The following is a 20712-nucleotide window of genomic DNA, read 5'->3' as shown; positions in this document are numbered from 1 at the left end:
GAATTTGCGCCCATATTAAATTGCTTCTTTCCACTAATCTAGTTGCGATGTAACTACCATTTCTATTTTGAGTATTGAGTTTGAGTTCGCAAACAGTATTTGTGGGAATTAAACTCAAAACTTAATACTCAAAACTATCCCACCATTTCTCCCGTCAAGCTAAAAGCGCGAATATCTGTAATTTTAACCCGCACAATTTTACCCGCCAATTCAGCAATATCGCCCTTAAAAAATGTGAGACGATTGCCGCGAGTGCGTCCCATCACCTGAGTTGGATCTTTGAGATTCTGGACTTCTACCAAAACCTCTTCAGTGCGTCCGAAATAGCGCTGCGATCGTTCCATCGCCGTTGTTGTCACTACATGATTGATTCGTTGCAGGCGATCGGCTTTCACATCCTCACTCAACTGATTTTCCCACAAAGCCGCAGGCGTCCCAGGGCGAGGCGAATAAGCCGCAGTATTCACCAAATCGAAACCAACATCTTCGATCAACTTCAAAGTCTTCTCAAACTGTGCTTCCGTCTCCCCAGGGAAACCGACAATCGCATCCGCAGTAATCGAAGCATCCGGCATATAACGGCGAATTGTATCAATAATCCGGCGGTATTTTTCCTGAGTATAGCCTCGCGACATTGCTTTCAAAATATCATTATCTCCCGACTGAAAAGGAATGTGAAAATGTTCGCAAACCTGCGGTAATTCCGCACAAGCCTTAATCAATCTCTCCGTAAAATAGCGCGGGTGGCTAGTAGCAAATCTCAGGCGATCGACACCAGGCACATCCTGCAAAAAATAAAGCAAATCCGTCAAAGTATGCTGGTTGCTGCCGCCCGGTTTGGTCCCCGGCAAATCCCGTCCATAAGCATCAATATTTTGCCCCAACAAAGTCACCTCCTTGTAACCTTGACGGCCCAAATCCTCCATCTCAGCGCGAATAGCCTCCGGCATTCGCGACTGTTCAACCCCGCGAACATTCGGGACAACACAATAAGTGCAGCGTTCATTGCAGCCGTAAATTACATTCACCCAAGCAGTCACCTTGCTGTCGCGGCGCGGCTTAGTAATATCCTCCATAATCTCCACAGCTTCAGTCGCCACAACTTGATTGCCCTCAAAAACTTGTTCGAGCAAATCTTCAAGTCGGTTAGCGTGTTGTGGCCCCATTACTAAGTCTAATTCCGGCACTCTCCGCAGCAGCGCTTCACCTTCCTGCTGCGCCACGCATCCAGCTACAATTAAAGTTAAACCCGGTTCTTGGCGCTTGCGATGAGCTTGCCTTCCGAGGTTAGAATAAACTCTTTGTTCGGCATTATCGCGAATCGTGCAAGTATTGTAGAGAATCAAGCTAGCTTCGTTCGGGTCTTCCGAGAACTCAAAGCCCATATTTTCGAGAATGCCGGCCATCCGTTCCGAGTCGGCTTTATTCATCTGGCATCCGAAAGTAGTGATGTGGTAGCGGCGGGGTTTAACGGTCATGGCGAATTGCAGGCAATAAAAAATATAGGTTTTCAACCTTAACAATTTATTATAACACTTCTATGTTAAACGAGATACGTCTGGTAATTGGAATTTTTAGTAATTGTAGGGTGTGCAATGCGTACCTTACCCTACAAATAGCTTTATACCCCAGACAAATTATGCGAAGTCGGTATCTGGCTATTCTGTTTTTTTAGTGAGATAAAAACTGTAAAATTGTTTTGGCAATACCTTGTGCAGCCAAATAAGGAACCCCATTGCCAACAGTTTTAAACATATTAGTCAACGTCATCTTGGCCGGCAGTACAAAATCTTTAGGCAGTGACTGAATAGCCAGTGTTTCTGCAACAGAAAGCCGGCGAAGTTTGTAAGGGTGCAAGTGAACTTCGTTATTGCCGTAACAAGCTGTCGGCGAATAACGCCACCGATGCAAGCGCTTGTAAGATTTTTTTGAATCATCTCCTTCATCAACGGAAGCAAATCGCTTAATGCCAGCTTTGGGTTGAAAATAATGTTGGGCATTGGGATGGTTTACAACATCATTTTTTTGAAACCAAAACTCAACCGTTAAATTTTGGGGCAGGTCATCAGGACAAGGCAAGAAGTTATCGGCTGCAAAGGCATTTCTCTCAGGCCAAGGATGAGAAAAAACTTCTGATTTGGGATATAATATATGACTTAGCCAGGGAAATAATTTTTCCGGTAACATTTGGGTTTTTGGGTCTAGGGAAAAACCTAAATTTTTGATTAGATTGTTTCTAAAGCCAATCAAAATAATTCTGTCTCTATCTTGTGGTACACCGTATTCTATCGCATTAATTAAACGTTCGGCAAAAACGTATCCCGAATCAGCCAACTGATGTTTTAGTTTGTCGTAAAAAGATTTATGTTTTTTGGTTCTCCACAAACCTTTTACATTTTCAACTAAAAAGAAATCTGGCTGCTGCTGACAAATTAATTCAATGTACGAAGCAGAAAGTTGACCTTTATCTCCTTCTTGACCTCGGTTTTTACCACCAATAGAAAAGTCAGGACAAGGCGGCCCCGCGATAAATCCCACAATATCGTGATGCTTGCGGGCATCCTGCATCAATTCCCGCAGGCGAAAAGCTGGTTCTCCCCCTACAAGTCGAGTTACATCTGCTTCCTCTCCTTCGCAATATCCGTATTCTGGTAGCGGCAAATTCAGGCACTGCCGAGAATAACGATATGCTTGCATGAAAGGTGGGAAAATTTCATTGACATAGGCTACATTAAAGCCGATCGACTCAAAACCCAGATCGAGCAAGCCAGAACCCGAAAAAAATGAGAAAATACAGGGGATGGGGAATTGGGAATTGGGCATGGGGAATTGGTAATTGGTAATTGACCGGGGCGGGGCGGGTTTATGAGATTATTAATTTGAGGCGATTATTATTGGTAAAACCCGCCCCTACAGGCATCACAAAAATCACACAATATTATTACAACCATTGCCCGCCTCGGAAACGCCAGTGGGGAAACAAAATCCGCATCAGTGTTTGGGATGCCAGATAAATAGCCAGCCACACTAAACTATAATGCAATGCAAAAGCTCCCAAATCAAAATCTTGTGCAGGTATCCCCGGCAAACCGATAATTTTGATTAAAAATAACACAAAAAGTGCTTCCCAAATTCCAGCGAGTAATTGAAACGCGCCGGGCCAATCTCGATCCCAGCGAAACTGCTGGATGTAGATATATAAAGCATCCCAGCCAATGCCAAAAATCGCTACATACCCTAAAATCCCGAAAAAGATCGAGCCTGATTTACCAGCGATTAAACCTAGAAAAAATGGCAGTGTTACTAAAACGCCTACAGTTGCAAATAATAATATTCGAGTTTGCCATCGGCCAAATAAGGTGGGAGTCATTCGATTTTGGATTTTAGATTTTGGATTTTAGATTGAATGCGAAACGGTTTTGTTTCTAATCAATCAGGAGATTTATTTAAAATCCACTTCCACCACTGCACAAACGATCGCCAAACGCTCAATTTCCGCACACCCGGAACTCGGTTGGCGGCCAGACTTTCAACCGAACGCAAGGCGGCGTATTGCAAGCCCAAAAAACTGTCTACCGGCGCGTAAGCCCCCCCCAAAGTAATCGCGCCGGCTGCGTATACCCGGCCTTCTGTGTTGTTAGCAGAAGAATTACGCAATTCGGGCACTTCAAAATCGTTGTTAACACTCAGCCGGCCCAAACCGTTGAGGGGAAGATTGTATTGAACTACCAAATCGTTTAACAGGGGACTGGTTTTTACCTTAGCGTCCAAACCCGTAGCATCAATAATAAAATCAGCTTCTAACTTAATTTGCCCCTTGAGTTCCTTCTCCTGAATGTACGTCACCGTGCGGTTTTGACTGTCGCGCTCGACTCGCTCGACTTCCCCGAAGGTAATTTGATACCATCCTTGACTTAAACCTTCTTTGACAATTCGCCGCCAGTCGCTGCGCTGGGCTGTGGTAGTTCCGCCCCAGTCGGTGAGCAACTGCGGCCGAAATTCCGGGGCAGCTTTTTCCAAAAGTACGCGGAGTTCCCCGCCCCAGCAAGCTTTCGGCCAGTTGAAAGGTTGAAATTCGTAGTGATTTTCGACGCTACGCTCAGCGAGCTTAAATTTGTTACCTTGAGGTTTGGGCGATCGCATCAAATGCAATACTTGAATATTACTGTTCCGCTGTCGCGCTTCGTAAATTCGCTGCACAACGCGCGAAGCCACAATTCCCCGGCCTCTAATTAACACGCTGCCGCCGCTGGCCTCCAATTTTTCGTAAACGCCGTCGTGGCTTTCGTAAGCGTTGACAACTGACTCAAAATCCTGGGTTTTTTCGCGGTAAGCTTGCAAGTCCGGCAGAAATTGAATGGCGGGATAGCCGGTGGCTAAGTGTACGTATTGCGCGATTAAAAAAGCGTGGTCGCGGTGATCCGCATCCGATCGAGAATAAGCGATCGCGTACCTGCCGTCATCTGTCTTGCGAATTCCCCGCACTCTACCGTAGCGAAACATCTGATTCCACCCAATTCGATCGACTTCCCGGTCAATAGAATCAAACACATTCCCCGCGCGAGGGGTATAAGTTTCGGCAAAAGTCGGTTCACCAAACACCTGCCACATCAACTTCAACGACATCCCCAAACGCCCTTTCAGCAATTCCTGCCAAGCTTCCCGCAAAGCATAGGGAGGCCAGCCCCAAATGTTGTCTGGACAAGAGTCAGAATTCGATCGCAGGCGTTCCCGCAGCGGAATTTGAGAATTCAGGCACAAACGCAAATAGCGGGCGTAAGGCTGGTTTTCCATGCCCAAAACAGCAATTCGATCGATTTTCACGCCGCAAATTCTCAGCAAATCCACCCAAATAAAGCTGCCCAAACCGCCGCCAACGGCAGCCCAATCAACTTCTGTCACAGGGAGTCCCCTAGATTGGAGCGATCGCATTGACACTTGAGAAGCGTGCAAAAATGCGATCGGCGGAAATTCTTCCCTACTAGCTGTTTGAGGAAGCTGCAACATTATTGGCTGGCCCAACGCGGGATCTGGCCCATTGGTCTGCGGGTTAAAGAAAATGTGAAAATTGACCGACGGCGTTTCAGGGGAATTCACAGCAAAAGAAATGCCGATCGCGTAGGGCCCAACTTGCAGCATATCCCCGTTTGCCAGCACGCACCGGGTTTGGCCAATGCCGTTCACAAAAGTACCGTTGCGGCTGCCCGTGTCAGTGAGTACAATACTGTTACCTTCGGTGCCAATCACTGCGTGAAAGCGAGAAACTTGACTACTGCTGAGGGCAATTCGAGAAACTCGTTCCCCGTTGATTGTGGCAGGCATAGCTTCAAAAATTCGTCCCAAAGCGATGGGTAAGTCGAGTATCGGAGATCGACAATCCCCCGTAGCTGTATCTGTCCAAGTCAGTCGCAGGCGCAAGGGTGGAGAATTCATGATTATTTTTTAAACATCAGCCGTCGGCTTTGAGCTTTCTGCAAAAAAGATTTTTGAATTTGAGAGTGTTTAGCGGATAGGTCGATTTTGCCTTTTTCCAACTTTCACGGAGACAGCATTACACTCGCTGCCGCCGCCAAAGAAGTACCGCACCACGGACACCCCGCATTCAACTGTGCGTAAGGCGAAATTCGGCTGCACTTCGGACACTGCAAACCATATTTTGAAGGCCCCGTCGAGTGAAAGTTACCAGGTGCGGGAGGCCCAGACAGCAAAACTGTCTGGGGCGCGGCTACCTCCACCTCCGTCACATTCACCACCTCGATTTGCACTTGGCCTAAATGGATGTGGCTTCCCGAGTTCAATTTTGCTTCGCCTCGGGCGAGAATTTGTCCATCTACCAGTGGCGGATTGCTTTCGCGCAAATTCCGCACTGCATACTCCTGCAATTCCTGATTAAAAAATATTTCAACGTGCAGCCCCGATACGCTGGGATGCGAAAATACTATATCGCACTTCGCCGGATCGCGCCCGATCCTCACGGTTCCCGGATTTTTGCTCGGCTGTCCGTTTTGAATTGTCAGAGTTTGACGCACCCCAGCTTCTGTCCATGCTAAAGTGAGCTGGTTTGTCATGATTTTATAATTAGCTCAAAAATATAAAAAAATATTAGCTGATTTATTTTGAGGACGGACTTCCTCACCAAAAAACTTAATTAGAATTATTGACGCCGACTCGATCGAAGTTCTAAAAATATTATGTGCAGCTAAACAAAAAAGCCCTGATTTCGGGGCTTTTAGTGCTCGTATTGGCTTTTTTTGAGAGACTGACTCGCGCTTTGCCAGCTTTTCTTTCCCGCAAAATTATTGACCGCAGTGCAGCTTGGTTCAAAAATTGCCGTTCAAGATTGGCCAACTATTACTAAAAACTCATTCCTGGGGGGTTTTTACATTTACGAAGCTTTGGTGGGCTAGTGACGAATTTTGGAGGTTGGGCGATCGAACTACCTTTGGAAATTCGATCGCCCCACCTCCTCAAGCGCTGACTGTCCTAGTCCTATCTCTCACGCTGCAACTGTGCAATCTTTCATTACAGGGTCAGCCTTGAGAGACTTAAGCTTCGCTCTTGCGGCTTTTCCGACCGCCTTCGCGACCAATTTGAGCCATGTGTTCGCGATTTCTGCTGACAGCTTCGCCGCCTTTTTGACCAGCTTGTCTGGCTTCTTCAGGGGTGAATTCGTGTGCAGTTCCTTTCTCGTGTGCAGCTTTTCCGCCTTTGCTAGCAATTGCGCGCTGTTTTTCTGCATCCATAGAAGCGAATCCGCGTTTGCTTTTCTCAGCCATGACTGTCTCCTTGTTTGTTTCTGATTTTTTAGCTTGATCGCGCCTTCGCCTCCCACTGTCGTGGTTACTCCCAGTCAGTGGTGAGATATCCGACGGTAAATTATGAAACCTCATCAGACGAATCTCAGCTTTTGGTTTAACTCGCAGGATGACTCTTTCATAATTTACTAATGTGAACTAAAAATAGTTCACACCCGGCACTATAGTTAGAGCCGCCAATGTTTTAAGCTGGTTACTGTCTTTTAATCATTCTATAAACCTCCCCAACTTTTATACCTCTTTCTCAGGTATAGTCATTCTTTAGTTCGCTGGAAGGATGGAACCCAAAGCTGATTGGCAGTAGACTCAGAGGATTTTTCGACTTAACCGCGCCACCTCAAAAATTAAAAGTCCAAAGACGGATGCTTTTTTGGTCTTTTTACTTTTTTTTGCTGCCTTCCGCGCTTGCCAGTTATCCCGATGTTAGGTGGTCTGCCGATCGAGTTGTTTCTGGTAAGCGATATTTTGGGGCGCAGCGCAGGACGTACTCGATCGCACTTATCAAGTTTACCTTATGACCTATCGAAACATAAATCGGTTTTATCCCTGTTTGCGTCCTTAGCGCTGCGCCTACCGTTGATCCCTCCAGCAGCAAGGGTTGCCAACTGCCGCGGTCGAGTCCGACTTCTGAATGTTCTCCAATAAATCGATTTTTGGCAACTCCGATCGTGGGAATCCCGGTCAAAACCCCCAAATGGCAGGCAAGACCGAATCTGCGGGGGTGGGCTAGTCCTTGACCATCGCACAATATCAAGTCTGGCGTCAAACTGATATTTTCCAAAGCTTCGAGAACTGCCGGCACTTCTCGAAAAGACAGAAAACCGGGAATATAAGGAAAAGTTGTAGGACTACGAACCACAGCTTGCTGCTGCAACTGTAAGTCGGGAAAGCTCAGAACTGTTACAGCGGCCCGCGATACGTCGTTTGCACTGTCGTAGCCGACATCTACGCCTGCGACGTACCGAACTGGCGACCATTGATTTTCGGTAATAACCTCTGACCGAAGCTGTTCTTGAATGGCGATCGCCTCTTCAATTGTCTGCGGCCAAGGGTGTCGCTGCAACATTAGACTTCTATTTAACCGTTCTCATCTAAGCGTAACTTGTTTTCGGGCATTTTTAAACTCGGATTTTTATCCTTTTTCGCTATAAATTCCCAACTTGCCCAAGGAGTCTTTTTTTCTACTCAGGAGGGTTGAGCAAGGCGGGGCGAACCCAATTCTACATATAAAGTCTGTACGTCGTAGACAGAAATTTTCTCTTTCGCTTGTGCTTGCACCAACCCGCAAAGGTTTTACCGGCACGCACCTGTCATTTACCATTAAAATTTACCCAAAAATTAGCTGTTCAATTCTGAGCTTTTCGCTCTCTAGAAAGCTTTCTCTTTGCGATCGCCATTTTATTCCTTGTCGGAGAGCGAGCGAGCTATCTATTTACTTCTTCTTTATCTAAAATACTCTTCCTTGTCAAGATGATTGCAACATTTATTCATCAACAATCTCAGCAAGGTACAAGTGCCATTGTTCATACCAGAGCATCAATGTAAGGGCAATCTAACAGTTTTTTAATTTAAGAGGCTCTCCGACTATCAAACATATATGACTTTTATGAAAAAAATAAATGAATTTATAAGTTGTTATACCATGAACATGAAGTTAGAATTTTAGATAATAGCCCAGATAAAACTAACATCCAGTAACACAACCTAGCTGAGTTAACATATGAAAACCATGCAAAGTGTTCGGTACAACCTAGCTCTCTACATCGTCGGTGGCATCGTCTTCATCATCGCCGCCTTAATTTTAAGACCTTTTGCCCTCGTCGGCGCAGGGGAACGCGGCGTTATGATGCGATCTAGGCAAAGTTCAAGACGTGATTTTAGATGAAGGCATCCACCCGATTTTACCGATCGTCACCTCTGTAAAAACTCTCAGCGTGCGGGTACAAAAAACTGATTTAAAAGCAGATGCAGCATCCAAAGATTTGCAAAGCATTACTACAGATTTGGCAGTCAACTGGAATGTTGACCCCGCCAAAGTTAATCAAGTTTTTCAACAAGTGGGAGACGAAGAACAAATTGTTACCAGCATTCTGAGTCCGGCAATTTCGGAAGTTCTCAAAGCAGCAACTTCTAAAAAAACCGCCGAATAAATTATCACTAAGCGCACCGAACTCAAAACAGAAATCGACAACAGCCTCAAAAAGCGCTTGGAACCTTACGGCGTCATTGTCAGAGATGTTTCGTTAATAAATTTTGGCTTTTCTCCAGAATTTAGCAAAGCCATCGAATCCAAACAAATAGCAGAACAAGAAGCTAAACAAGCAGAATTTACAGTTCAAAAAGCCACCCAAGATGCTCAAGCTGAAATTAACCGTGCTAAGGGTAAAGCTGAAGCTCAACGCTTGCAGCGGCAAACTTTAACTGCCGAAATTTTGCAGCAGCAAGCGATTGAAAAATGGAACGGCCAGTTTCCGACAGTAATGGGAGGAGGGGGAACTTTGCCATTAATTAATATTGCGCCGCCGACTTCTCAAGCTGCAACTCCTGCTAAATAAGCTGCTGCGGATCGTGATGGCCAGGGCGCGGGGAGAAGGGGAGAGGGGGAGAGAGTCTGAGGGGGAGAAGAATAGAGGGTTTTTCAGTGGGGAAGTGAAGAGGTGCTTTTTTAAATGCCCAACAGCAAGGGTAGAAAATACAACTAACCACTAAGGTGAAATCCCGCTTACTTAAATGCGGAGATACAATTTACGTTGCGCGAATCCTGAAAAACGTTAAAGTAAGAAGCAACTCGGAAATTGTAAAGGTTTGCTTGAAAGTTCGGCTGATGGGAGATCGGGAGAACCAGTCAATTTCTAATTTAGGTGAAGTGGGGGGTATCGGCGATCGCCATACTGGGTCAGAAGCCCTGTGCCTATGCGATCGAGCTTTGGCCGCTACTAGCAGCGGCATTGTGATTGCTGACGCCAATGCACCCGACTGTCCCATAGTTTATTGCAATCCGGCCTTTGAACGGATGACAGGTTACTGCGCCCGTGAAGTCTTGGGCCGCAATTGCCGATTTTTGCAAGGCCCGGATACCGATCGAACTACTGTAGCTAAGATCCGCGACGCCTTGCGCCAAGGTCTAGAAATCCAGACAGCCATCAAAAATTACCGCAAAGACGGCACTCCTTTTTGGAGCAAATTATCGCTATCTCCGGTGCGAGACGACAACGCTAATTTGACTCACTTTGTAGGAGTTCAGTCCGACTTGTCGGAACCAATATGTGAAGTGCAGCAAGCATTGCAGCAAGCTAACGACCAACTGCAAACGATTTTGGAAGCAGTTCCGGGAACAGTATCTTGGATTAGCTCGGATTTGCGCTATTTGGGGGTTAACCAGCACTTAGCCAAACTGCATGGTTTGCGGCCGTCGGCTTTTGTCGGTCAAGATATTGGTTTTCTGGGCGCTAGCTCGGATTTTAACTCTTTTGTGGTGGAGTTTTTTGCCGGCGACGCTACGGAAGCGGTTAAAGAACTCAACGTTAAGGTACAAACCAACGGGGGAGAGTCGGAGGGATATTATTTGATTGTGGCTCAAAAGTACGATCTGGGCAAAGCAGCTTGTTTGGTAGGGATTGACATTACCGAGCGCAAGCGGGCAGAAGAAGCTCTGGTGCTGACTCGCAAGGCGGTGGAAAGTTCGAGTGACGCGATCGGCATCAGCGATGCGAACGGCACTCACATTTATCAAAATCAAGCGTTTTCTCAGCTATTTGAATGGGACACCGCAGAGGAACTTAAGTTAGCTGGAGGTATAGCGACAGTTTTTGCTGACTCTGCAGTCGCCAGCGAGGTACTCGATACGATCGCCCAGGGTTATTCTTGGTTGGGTGAAGTTACTAACCGCACTAAAAGTGGCCAAATTTTGCCAATGCTGCTGCGGGCCGATGCTATTAAAGACCCTACAGGGAAAATTGTCGGTCTGATTTACATGAATACCGATATTACCGATCGCAAGCGCACGGAACAAGAGCTGCGGCAAAGCGAGAAGCGCTTTCGATCGTTGATTGAAAATGCTAGAGACATTATTGTGATTCTCGACGAGAAAGGCTTTTGTCGCTATGTATCTCCTTCCCTAGAGCGGATTTTGGGCTACCCGACGGCGGAAGTCCTCGGCCGGTCTATATTTGACTTGATTCACCCTGACGAATTGCCGATGGTGGATCAAGTGTTCAAAGGTGTCATGCAAATGCCGAGAGTTAGCCTGGGAATGGCGGAATACCGAGTGCAGCACAAGGAAGGTTTCTGGTGCGTGTTGGAAGCGGTGGCGACGAATTTGCTCGACGAACCTTCGGTGCGGGGAATTGTGGTCAACTGTCACGACGTGACTGAGCGCAAGGTGGCTGAAGACCAATTGTTGCACGATGCTTTGCACGATGCGCTGACGGAGTTGCCGAACCGCGCTTTGTTGACTGACAGGTTGGGGCAAGCTTTTGCCCGCGCGCAACGGCATCCTAGCTATCAGTTTGCGGTGCTGTTTCTGGATTTGGACAGGTTTAAGGTGATTAATGACAGCCAGGGACACCGCACGGGCGATCGGCTGTTGGTGGCTGTGGCTCGCCGTCTCTTGACTTGTTTGCGGCCAGGCGATACGGTGGCTCGTCTGGGGGGAGATGAATTTGTGATTTTGCTAGAAGAAATTCACGGTGTGGATGAGGCGATCGCCCAAGCAAAGGAAATTCTCAAAACGATCGAACGACCGCTTTATTTGGAAGGTAATAAAGTTTTAATTACTGCTAGCATCGGCATTGCTTTGAGTACCGACAAATATCAGTGGTCAGGAGATATTTTGCGCGATGCTGATATTGCGATGTACCGGGCAAAAGCTCTGGGTAAAGCTCGCTACGAAGTATTTACCAGTGCGATGCACACTCAGGCGGTGGCTTTGATGCACTTGGAACACGATTTGCGGGAGTCGGTTGAAGAACTAAATTTGAAATATTCGATACTGGATTTCGGATGTGTGGCGGTGGAGGACAACTCGCCGATGAGCGAAATCGATCGCAAGTTGGAGCGTCCGAAGTCGCAATTTGCTCCTTTTAAATTGGAATGTCCTTTTACTGTTTATTATCAGCCGATCGTTTGTTTAAAAAGCGGCTCAGTTATCGGATTTGAGGCGCTGGTGCGCTGGCTGCACCCGGAAAGGGGTTTAGTTTCCCCGATGGAATTTATTGCGATGGCGGAGGAAACAGGGTTAATTACGCCTTTGGGTTTGTGGGTTTTGAACGAAAGCTGCCGCCAAATTATTAAGTGGCAGAGTTTGAATTTACCTGTGGGAAATTCGCCGCTGACAGTCGCAGTAAATCTTTCCGGAAGGCAGTTTGCGGAACCGGAGTCGATCGAGCAAATTAAGCAAGTTTTGCTGGAAACAGGTGTTGACGCTCGCTGTTTGAAGTTGGAGATTACTGAGAGTGTGGTGATGGAAGATGGAGAAGCGGCGGCGGCGATGCTTTCGCAGTTGAGAGACTTGGGTATCGGGCTGTGTATTGATGATTTCGGCACTGGTTATTCGTCTCTAAGTTATTTGCACAAGTTCCCGATTAATATTTTGAAGGTCGATCGCTCTTTTGTCAGCCGCATCGGGGAAATGGGCGAAAATTTGGAAATCGTGCGGGCGATCGTCATGCTGGCGCGCAGTTTGGGGATGGAGGTAGTGGCAGAAGGGGTCGAAACCGCCGTCCAATTGGCTCAAATGCGGGCGATCGGCTGCGAGTACGGTCAGGGGTTCTTTTTCTCTAAACCTCTCGACAGTGAGGCAGCTACAGCGTTGTTGAGGCGATCGCCCCAATGGTGAACTGAACTAAATATTTAACCGGATCAAATTGCTTGATTGTCAATAAGGGCGATCAATCTTTTCGTACTCAATGCCTTGAATGTTAAAATCAAAATTGAGTATAATAGAAAACTATCGAGATAGGTAAAAATATATGTCTCAATCTATTGTGCCAGCAGTCGAAGAAAAACAGCTCGATACTTCGCCGACATTAACTTTTGAAGAATACCGATTTTATCAAGGAGAATCGGATGTAAAATATGAACTGTACAAAGGCAAATTAATCCCGATGCCAACAGCAACAGTTTTACACATCAAAATTTGCGAATATTTAGTTTACCAGTTGCAGCGTTACCTAGCTGAACACAATCTCGACTTAGTAGTAAAAACGGGTCTGGGAGTGAGAACAGATGAAGATAAATCTCGGATTCCCGATGTAGTTGTCTGCACTCAAAGTCTTTTGGAACAAGCTGCTGCTAGACCCGGTGCAGGTATCCTCGATTTTGAGGAAAAGCCACTGTTAGTGGTAGAGGTGGTGAGCGAAAATCGCCGTGCAGATTACGTGATTAAACGCGGAGAGTACGAATTAGCGAATGTGCCAGAATATTGCATTGTTGACCCTAAAACGGGCAAGCAAAAAATCCGGCTTTTTGCATTGATTGAAGGTGAAGATGGTTACACGTATACAGATTTCTTGCCGGGTGAGGAAATGGAATCTGTAGTATTTCCCAATCTGAGATTATCAGTAAATGAAATTTTAGCTCCGCCATTGGTGGAAGGGTTAATTAAGGCAGAACAAGCTCAATTGCAGCAACTACAAACAGTCGAACAGCGTGCTGAAAGATTGGCGGCGAGGTTGCGGGAGTTGGGCGTAGATCCTGATGCTGTGTAGGGGATTGGATGAAGTGCGCGCGGCGAAGCTATCCCGTAGGGAATCGCCCTTGATGTATCTCAATCGTCTAATCGCAAATCGCGCAGGAAATAAAAGCGATCGCGCCCCAAGCTCTCTCCTTTAATTCGCCCTGCATAACCTGTCAGGGGAGAAGAAAGTTCTACTAACATTTCGTGCAACTCTTCGCGGGACAACTTCTTGGGTGGGTTAGACATTGAATACGCACCGCTAAGAGCATCGACACTTGCTCGTTCAGAACCAGAATTTTCTAAATAGTTTTTGAGAATAGAAAGAACGTGCGATCGCACTTTAATTTCTTGTTCAACTTGCTCAATATATTTAGCAACTTCATCATCAGATTGTCCCGGTTTTAAGTATTCTTTCAGTTTAAATAAGTCCACCGAGTTAGGATAGTTGCTTTGAAGTTTAACCAGTTTTTCAAGCGTTTCAGGGTTCATAATTGCCATACCGTGTTTTTTTGCTGCATCCATAAGTTGAGTAGTTGGAACGCCAGGGCCAATAATCAACTTAGTTGCTTTTGCGAGTGTTTCTTTATCTTGGAGGCGTAGCGTTCCTAAATTCAGCAATTGAACTGCTGTATCATTAGGGATTTTTTTACCGGCTTTGCACTCGCCAACTAAGGGGTAAGGTTTGGAGCATAATAAATCTAAGCCGCCAGCACCACCTTTGTGAGCATAATCTATTGTAAACCCCAAAAACTCAAGGCTATCGCGCACTACAATTTCAAAGTCTGTTCCTGCTTGATAGTTGCTTTTGTCTTTATCTAGTTCTTTGGTGCGATTTCCCAAAGCTGCTATGGTATTTATCCAAGCTAAATCCGGTTTGATTTGTTTTACAGGCTTATCGCTACTCCAACCTAGAAACCTTTTGATTTCTGCGTCTAGTTGTTTGGCTTTTGGGTTGGTGGTGGATAAATGCACTAATGCACTTTGCAACTCTTCCAATTCTGGATGTTCAGGAGGCTCTAGTTTTTCCAGCTTTTGACGGCGTTTAGCAAAGATAGACTCGCTCAACACAGGTGAAGAATCAGTAACATTTAGAGACTTTGGCAAAGGTACAAAATTGCCGCTGGGATGCACAGACATTTCCAGCGGCTGAGGTAGCAGATAAACCCGCAGGTAAGCTACAAAAATAAACGGACGCTGCTGGAGAATTTGCTGTAATGCCTCTGTTTTCCAGACTGTTAACAGCGACAAAGCCTCTAATGATTCAGGCTCATTCACCATTTGGCACAATTCGCACCTAGCCCAAGCTTTGATCGAAACTTTATCTGAATTTAACTGAGCAAGTGCCTTTTGAGCAACGGGTAAAAAATGCGATCGATAATATAGATCGCCCGATAGCAAATCAACCGACAAATTGGCTGGATACAAAGCAAATGTCCGCCCCGGATTCAGAAACATCCGAGGCATAGCTGCAATCATTCGTCCTTCGATTAAAGCTTCAATATCTGGATTTGGTAAAGCCAGAGCTGTTTGAAGCAAAATTAATTTGCTCATGGTTAACTAAATAGGTCACTTAGATCCCCATCATCTGTATCATCATTGGTGGGAGGGTTGAAAATGTCTTCTAAAAGTAGGCTTTCATCTTCATCATCAACCGTAGGCATTTCACCGGAGGGATCGCTCAAAATTTCCCGCAATAAAAGATTCTCAAAAGTGAGCTGCTTCTGAGATATAAAATCAAATATCTGCTCTTCTGTTAAATTGTAATCTCGGCATTTTTGACAAACAGCACGGAGAGCCAGTATTGGCTTTATTTGCTCTTCAATCAAATACACTACCTCACCGCCTTTTTCAACTGACACGAGTTCTTCTAGAAGCTTGTAGGCTTTAGAGTTTTTCTTGATTTTATCTATTTTTGATTGGGAACGGACTAAACAACCGCGCGTTAAATCAAATTTTTGATAATCAGTTAAGCGCTTTAATCCAGCAACTAATTCAGATTGAGGAGATTGGATGACTGCAACCCCAATCTTGATAGCTCTGCCATTTTCAGTGCCAATTATCTTGAACTTAATCCAATTTGCATTTGGTATTTTGGGTTTTATTTCTGCGGTAATATCATCAATTGTTACATTATCTACCGTCTGACCTTTCAATGTTTCAAAGCCAAAGTAAATAGCCTTAGCAATTGTGGAATCATTTTCGATATCCTCTCCGATATCTGCCTCAAGTTCCTTGTTTAAAGCAAACTCAAACCGCTCAATAGGATCTTCGGGAAGTTCAGGTATTGGAGGCATGAAAACTTGAAAATTCTCGGCACACCAGTTCAAAGCTTCCCGTACAGTTGGCTTACCTCTGCCATGTTCTCTCAGTTGAGTTTCCTCAAATGGGTAGACCGGATGAGGAGGGTTTAAATTCCTGACTTGATAGAAATCTTGTAACCATAGTCCGACTAAATCAACTAAAGAATCACCATTCAAGTATTTTAAATCGATTGGTTTTCGCTGTGTGTATGTTGAAACTCGATCGGGTATACCGCCAGGCATTAGGTTAACTATTTTTTGCCAGGTATCGGGCATCATTACTGTGATAATAACCAAACCTTGACCGAGATCGGAGTGTTCGAGAGTATCGTACAAACGCTTAACTAGATCGGCAATTACCTGGGGTGTTGTCAAGCCATCATCTCTACAACTTGTCTTTACATCTATTTCATCAAAACAAATGATTACAGGACTGTAGTAACTCACCAAATTCAAAATTTGCTGCACATTATTTAGAGATTCTGCTTCTCTGTCCTGATTAGTCTTGCCGGAATTAGACGGCAATCCTAATTCCTCAGCTTTAGATGTATCTAACTCTTCACCAGATAACCATTTGATAGCAAAAGGTGTTTCAGATTCTGATAAAGTCCACAAAACAGCTCGAACAATATAAGGATCTGCCTTTGATTTGGCTTTGAGAACTTGCTTAGTCAGGGTGTTCATGAAATTCTTATTTTTACTTGCCCAACTAGCACATACTCTGTCAAATCGATCTATCAGTTCTTGAGGAGAAAGATTCTGTGACGCAGAATTGATAGCTTTGAAACCTTCGTTTGCCATTGCGGCCGCTATTTCCTGCCATTGCATGACACTTTGGCTGCCTGTATGGCTCAAACTGTTAGCTAAAGTTTGCTGAAATTGGTATTTTATCAAGTTTAAGTCGGTGTAATTATTAACACTGGCATAAACGAACAAAGCACCACCCTTGCTTTCTAGTCTGCGGCGGATGCGACTTAAAATATGGCTTTTTCCCACTCCCTGTTGAGCAGTTAATACCAGTGAAGTCACCTTTTCTTGAGTGGATTGACTTGTCTGTACTTTTTCAACGGCCTGAAAAATGGCATCGGAAGCATGAGCATTTAGAGTGGGAATATCGGGGAACCCTTTTCCCCAAATATCTTGTTCTTTGACAATGCCAGCTTTGCTAAATGGATTGTGATTTTGGATTGCAGCATTGAGGGCTTCTATCGGAGAAACTTCTATATTATTCATAGCGATCGGGTGTGAGGTTAACGAACTACAAAAAGATTGAGGGCAATTTTATGAATTCAAACGCTTGGCGTAGTAACGCAATGCACCACCAGGAATGGTGATTGAGTCTTGACGTTTATCTGGGGTGATATCTTGCGTTTCTCCTGCCATTAGTTGAAAAATATCATTAGCCTGCATTTCCAACAGCCACTCATTGAACTCCGAGCGCCCTACCATTTCCCCGATCGCCCGCCGCATCCGATAAATCGGCACTAAATCATCTAAGTTATAATCCCGGTTCAAGCTGTCATACACATCGAGCGCCACAGCCTTAAAATCGTCATAGGATGCGATCGTCCCTACATCCCCCTTCCCTTTCTCAACCCCAACACTCGCCGCACCATCCTGATGCCGAATCCACTTCAACAAAGAATTTCCCAGCCGAGTACCAATTTGAGAACCATCAAACTCAAACAGAGAATCCTTACTTTTCAAGCCTTCCGCTAAAACTTCTTTCCCCTTCGCCGTCAATTCCACCAGCGTCACCCGATTTACCAGCGAATACTCGATCGCCCCAGTCGCCTGCAACTCGCTGAGCACTCCCAGATATCTTTGACTCGTCTCATTAGTCCGCACAATCCGCTTAGTCAAATCCCCCTTTTTCACCATCATTTTGCCGCCGCCCAAATCCCACAAATTCAGCAGTACCCGAACTTTTGCCTTAGCATCCCACACCGCTTGATCTTCGGCTGTCAAAGTCTTAGGCACCGCACTTTCATCTTTCTCAGACATATTCATACCTTTAAATACTTGTTCTTAGTATCAAATTTTATCATAAATCTTGCTGACAAACATCTCAACTTTTCAGCAAAATCCCGCCCGAGGCTGTACACAACTTAGGCAAATTTTATTTTAAAATAATTGTGATTGACTAAAAGGAAATCGTTTGATAGAATACTTAATCTAACGAGCGATCGCACTTCAAATTCTCCACAGCAAATGCGATGAAACAATCTGAAGCACAGCCCGCTTTCCTCTAGCAAACTCAACAAATCTAGCGATCCCAACCTTAATCAACCACCTGCAACCCAGCTTAACTGCGACTTTAGTTCAATGCCAGATTCAGCCTTTAGAAAGACGAATTCAACCTAAACATCTTGTTACATTGCAATGGCAATCAAAACATTGAACAACATTTTACCCATGAAAAATATTCCCGACCAAATTTCCGACATCAAAGAAAAACTTCCCGATTTGACTCCCACCCCTCCTGGTTTAAAAGCTCAAGCATCTAGCCACGACCTCAAAGCCCGTTTAGATTGGGGCGAACCCGGACTCACAATCATCGACGCTCGTAATTTTGAAAGCTTCGCAAAAAGCCACATTACTGGCGCTGCAATGATGCCAATGGAAGACTTAGTAGAGCGAGCAAAAGCCAGCCTAGAACCCGTCCGCGACATCTACATCTACGGCGAAAACGATCAACAAACCGCCGAAGCTGCCAATCTTCTCCGCGCAGCAGGCTTTCAAAAAGTTGCCGAACTAAAAGGCGGAATTCCTGGTTGGAAAGCCATCGACGGCCCCATGGACGGCTCTGGCGAACACGATACTCCCGGCCCCGACGCCTACAACGTTTTCTCTCGCTTGCAACACCACGCCGAAGCTCAGAAAATCAACAAATAACCTCAGATTGGCGGCAGGAGTCGCGCATAAAATCTGACATTTAATAAACCCGGTATCGCAAAAGTTACCGGGTTTTTAAATTAGAACTTATACCACAATACGGTTGGGTTAAAACTGTTTATTCCCCGGAGATCCCCCTAAATTCCCCTTAAGAAGGGGGACTTTGAGTAACTTCTTGTCCCCCCCTTCTTAAGGGGGGCTAGGGGGGATCGGGCTTAACTGAACCATATTGACTTATACCAAATCCTGCCTCAATTTTCGTAGTCTCTTACAGAGAGACTTCCTTTGTATAGCCTCGGTTTCAACCGCCGACTCTTAACTTCCTGCCATCCAAATATGCCTTAACTTCCCCAAACATTAAGCGGTTTGCATCAAAAGTAATCCGTTTAACAGCTTCCTCAAAAGAAAGCCAAGCAGAATTTTGAACTTCCTCCTCTTGCAAAACAACTTCCATCGAATTGACAAAACCTAAAAAATAAGTGACAGTCTTTTCAATCGGCTCCCCATCCTTAACAAAAGAATAGTGTTCCGTAAAACTCGGATCATCCAGCATTTCAAAATCCGATATACCTGTTTCCTCCTCAAATTCCCGCCTAGCCGTTTCCGCTGGAGATTCCCCCGGATTCGCGTGACCTTTCGGAAACGCCCAATGTCCCGCTTGATGTTGAATCAACAAAAACAAAGCATCAGCTTCTTTTCCAAAAATCGGCACAATCCCAAAACATTCATCTTTCATTTTTCTGATATTTCCTATTAATTATTATGTCTTTTTAGTCCGCGTAAGCGAAATTAATTTGGGGAGATGTGAGTTCAATCGCCGACTCTCTGAAATTCCCACCCCAAGCGAGTCTGCTGTTCATAAACTCGCTTCAAAGTATTAACATCCCTCGCTGAAATAGGCGAAGGATTTCTCACCTGAGAAAAATAAAGCACATCAGTTTCCATCAAACTGTGGCCCCAAATTCCCAAAGCGTGACCCAACTCGTGCCGCGCCGTCGCCGGAATATACTTACCCACTTGAGTCGGATTCAAATAAACCGAAAACCGATGTGATAAAACTGTTTTATCCTCCTCGCGACGGGCGTACAATTCATAGGTAGCCTCTCCAGAACGCGATCGCAAAACCCCTTGACGCAAAGGCGGAGCCCGACGTAAAATCCTAATATCAGCCACCTCCGAACTATCCACCACTTCCAAAGGCAAATAAACCCCCCATTCCCGGACAACATCCAACACAGCCGCCACCCATTCTTCAGACTTATTAGCATCAACTGGACGCTCAACATAAACCTGAATCGGAAACTTCGACCACAGCAAATGACCGAAATTCGGTGGCTTAACCTGGTCAAAATAATCACCGCTATCGGTGGAATCTTGCCAATTCGCTAGGGTTGGTGGCAAAGGATGAACCTGTGGATTCGGAAAACTATTCGGGAGAGAAGAAAGAGTCGCGGCCGGAGTATTAACCTGAGTAAAAATTATCAGGCTAAAACAGCATACAGCCAATCCCAAACCACACAGCAATCGAGGTTTTACTGTCACTTTCCACAACTGCATTTTTCTGACTGCACTTAAATTTCATCTTTAGGGTGGGCTAGAAGCCCAACCCCTACTCCCCACAATATTTATTTATGTGGCACGGGCGTTTCGCCCGTGAGCTAATGTGGCACGGGCGTCTCGCCCGTGAGCTATCTGCGGTTAAAAATCCCAATCTTATAACTTAGGCGCCAACCAACCAGCACTCAAAATCACAGTCAAACCCATAAAAACAATAGACAAGCCCCAAGTAATCCGGTTCAGACTCGTTTCTGCACTCTTGGCGCTGGTAAACAATTGAGCTTGTCCGCCAATCCCTCCAATACCATCGCCTTTAGGACTGTGCAGCAACACAAAAATCACAAGTCCTAAAGCAGACAAAGACCAGATAACTTGTAACACAGAAACAATATTCATAATCGGGAGTAATTGGTAATTAGTAATCGGTAATTTATTATTATATCAAATTCGGTCGATCGCACACATCCAG

17 protein-coding genes and 1 pseudogene are annotated in these 20712 nt (G+C 45.3%); 5 read left to right on the top strand and 13 right to left on the bottom strand.

The window, feature by feature from the left end; all coding sequences use genetic code 11:
• Positions 1 to 134: 134 nt before the first annotated feature.
• The 7 genes from miaB to nfi form a co-directional block, all read right to left on the bottom strand.
• Entirely contained in the window at positions 135 to 1478 is a 1344-nt protein-coding gene (gene miaB, locus QUA70_RS18540) for a tRNA (N6-isopentenyl adenosine(37)-C2)-methylthiotransferase MiaB (RefSeq protein ID WP_333349139.1), read from the bottom strand.
• A gap of 193 nt (positions 1479 to 1671) precedes the next feature.
• On the bottom strand, positions 1672 to 2823 hold the full coding sequence (locus tag QUA70_RS18535) for a DNA cytosine methyltransferase (protein WP_333331889.1): 1152 nt from the start codon (positions 2821 to 2823) through the stop codon (positions 1672 to 1674).
• A gap of 118 nt (positions 2824 to 2941) precedes the next feature.
• Positions 2942 to 3370 carry a hypothetical protein gene (locus QUA70_RS18530; RefSeq protein ID WP_333331886.1) on the bottom strand — a complete coding sequence of 143 codons (429 nt, stop codon included), beginning with the start codon at positions 3368 to 3370 and terminating at the stop codon, positions 2942 to 2944.
• Between the two features lie 59 nt (positions 3371 to 3429).
• The gene (locus tag QUA70_RS18525) at positions 3430 to 5433 is read right to left on the bottom strand and encodes an FHA domain-containing protein (RefSeq protein WP_333349136.1); all 2004 of its coding nucleotides are present in this window, start codon (positions 5431 to 5433) and stop codon (positions 3430 to 3432) included.
• Positions 5434 to 5537: 104 nt separating this feature from the next.
• Positions 5538 to 6068: an FHA domain-containing protein gene (locus QUA70_RS18520; RefSeq protein WP_333349134.1), complete on the bottom strand. Its 531-nt coding sequence runs from the start codon at positions 6066 to 6068 to the stop codon at positions 5538 to 5540.
• 477 nt (positions 6069 to 6545) lie between these two features.
• Positions 6546 to 6776, bottom strand: coding sequence for a KGG domain-containing protein (locus tag QUA70_RS18515; RefSeq protein WP_006631632.1), 231 nt, complete (start codon positions 6774 to 6776; stop codon positions 6546 to 6548).
• Positions 6777 to 7227: 451 nt separating this feature from the next.
• Entirely contained in the window at positions 7228 to 7881 is a 654-nt protein-coding gene (gene nfi, locus QUA70_RS18510) for a deoxyribonuclease V (RefSeq protein ID WP_333349133.1), read from the bottom strand.
• Positions 7882 to 8544: 663 nt separating this feature from the next.
• Here nfi and QUA70_RS18505 point away from each other — a divergent pair.
• The 4 genes and pseudogenes from QUA70_RS18505 (at position 8545) to QUA70_RS18490 (ending at position 13522) form a co-directional block, all read left to right on the top strand.
• Entirely contained in the window at positions 8545 to 8700 is a 156-nt protein-coding gene (locus QUA70_RS18505) for a hypothetical protein (protein WP_333349131.1), read from the top strand.
• A pseudogene (locus QUA70_RS18500) lies at positions 8687 to 9370 on the top strand (prohibitin family protein). Before QUA70_RS18505 ends, QUA70_RS18500 begins: the two are co-directional and overlap by 14 nt.
• A gap of 269 nt (positions 9371 to 9639) precedes the next feature.
• Positions 9640 to 12651 carry an EAL domain-containing protein gene (locus tag QUA70_RS18495; RefSeq protein WP_333349129.1) on the top strand — a complete coding sequence of 1004 codons (3012 nt, stop codon included), beginning with the start codon at positions 9640 to 9642 and terminating at the stop codon, positions 12649 to 12651.
• Positions 12652 to 12784: 133 nt separating this feature from the next.
• Positions 12785 to 13522 carry a Uma2 family endonuclease gene (locus tag QUA70_RS18490; RefSeq protein WP_333349128.1) on the top strand — a complete coding sequence of 246 codons (738 nt, stop codon included), beginning with the start codon at positions 12785 to 12787 and terminating at the stop codon, positions 13520 to 13522.
• A 59-nt stretch (positions 13523 to 13581) separates the two neighbouring features.
• On the opposite strand, the gene QUA70_RS18485 is transcribed toward QUA70_RS18490, so the two are convergent.
• Genes QUA70_RS18485 through QUA70_RS18475 form a run of 3 tightly spaced genes read right to left on the bottom strand, consistent with a single transcriptional unit; the run spans position 13582 to position 17795 of the window.
• Complete coding sequence (locus QUA70_RS18485) at positions 13582 to 15042, bottom strand: DUF1802 family protein (RefSeq protein ID WP_333349126.1); 1461 nt, start codon at positions 15040 to 15042, stop codon at positions 13582 to 13584.
• 2 nt (positions 15043 to 15044) lie between these two features.
• Positions 15045 to 17024, bottom strand: coding sequence for an ATP-binding protein (locus QUA70_RS18480; RefSeq protein ID WP_333349123.1), 1980 nt, complete (start codon positions 17022 to 17024; stop codon positions 15045 to 15047).
• A gap of 48 nt (positions 17025 to 17072) precedes the next feature.
• On the bottom strand, positions 17073 to 17795 hold the full coding sequence (locus tag QUA70_RS18475; protein WP_333349119.1) for a hypothetical protein: 723 nt from the start codon (positions 17793 to 17795) through the stop codon (positions 17073 to 17075).
• 378 nt (positions 17796 to 18173) lie between these two features.
• Here QUA70_RS18475 and QUA70_RS18470 point away from each other — a divergent pair, with 378 nt between their 5' ends.
• Positions 18174 to 18686 (top strand): rhodanese-like domain-containing protein, encoded by a 513-nt coding sequence (locus QUA70_RS18470; protein ID WP_333349115.1) that lies wholly within the window; start codon positions 18174 to 18176, stop codon positions 18684 to 18686.
• Between the two features lie 301 nt (positions 18687 to 18987).
• Here the strand turns inward: QUA70_RS18470 and QUA70_RS18465 are convergent, their stop codons facing one another.
• The 3 genes from QUA70_RS18465 to secG all read right to left on the bottom strand — a co-directional run bounded on the left by QUA70_RS18465 (position 18988) and on the right by secG (position 20639).
• Positions 18988 to 19422 carry an NUDIX domain-containing protein gene (locus tag QUA70_RS18465; protein ID WP_333349112.1) on the bottom strand — a complete coding sequence of 145 codons (435 nt, stop codon included), beginning with the start codon at positions 19420 to 19422 and terminating at the stop codon, positions 18988 to 18990.
• Positions 19423 to 19496: 74 nt separating this feature from the next.
• Positions 19497 to 20243, bottom strand: coding sequence for a peptidase (locus QUA70_RS18460; protein WP_333410538.1), 747 nt, complete (start codon positions 20241 to 20243; stop codon positions 19497 to 19499).
• Positions 20244 to 20399: 156 nt separating this feature from the next.
• The gene (secG, locus tag QUA70_RS18455; protein ID WP_190659521.1) at positions 20400 to 20639 is read right to left on the bottom strand and encodes a preprotein translocase subunit SecG; all 240 of its coding nucleotides are present in this window, start codon (positions 20637 to 20639) and stop codon (positions 20400 to 20402) included.
• Positions 20640 to 20712 lie beyond the last annotated feature (73 nt).

It is taken from the genome of Microcoleus sp. LAD1_D5 (assembly GCF_036702115.1).
GTDB lineage: Bacteria > Cyanobacteriota > Cyanobacteriia > Cyanobacteriales > Microcoleaceae > Microcoleus.
Note: the sequence above shows the minus strand (reverse complement) of the source record. Positions and strands in the feature narration are given on the sequence as shown.